Annotated in this window: 1 pseudogene; it reads right to left on the bottom strand. The window is 52.9% G+C overall.

Annotation, left to right across the window (positions count from 1 at the left end):
• Positions 1-41: 41 nt before the first annotated feature.
• A pseudogene (locus BLJAPNOD_RS35820) lies at positions 42-242 on the bottom strand (hypothetical protein); the annotation flags it as partial.

Below are 242 nucleotides of genomic sequence, written 5' to 3'. Positions count from 1 at the left end.
GCACCTGCTTTGCAAGCAGGGGGTCAGCGGTTCGATCCCGCTCAGCTCCACCATTTTTGGTTAGGACTGGGACGCCGATTGAGCGGCGACGGCCCTTGGCCTTGCGAAGCTGATGCTTCGTTTGAGGCTGACGGTTCGGGTTGAGATATCCTTGGAGAAATAAAAGTTTGCATCGCCTCGATGAGGTTGATGCCTGTTCTGATTACATTGTGAAGAGAAGATATGTCTGGAAGCTTCCAGGT

The organism is Ensifer sp. M14, from assembly GCF_003355565.1.
Classification (GTDB): Bacteria; Pseudomonadota; Alphaproteobacteria; order Rhizobiales; family Rhizobiaceae; genus Ensifer.
This window is presented reverse-complemented; position numbering and strand designations above follow the sequence as displayed.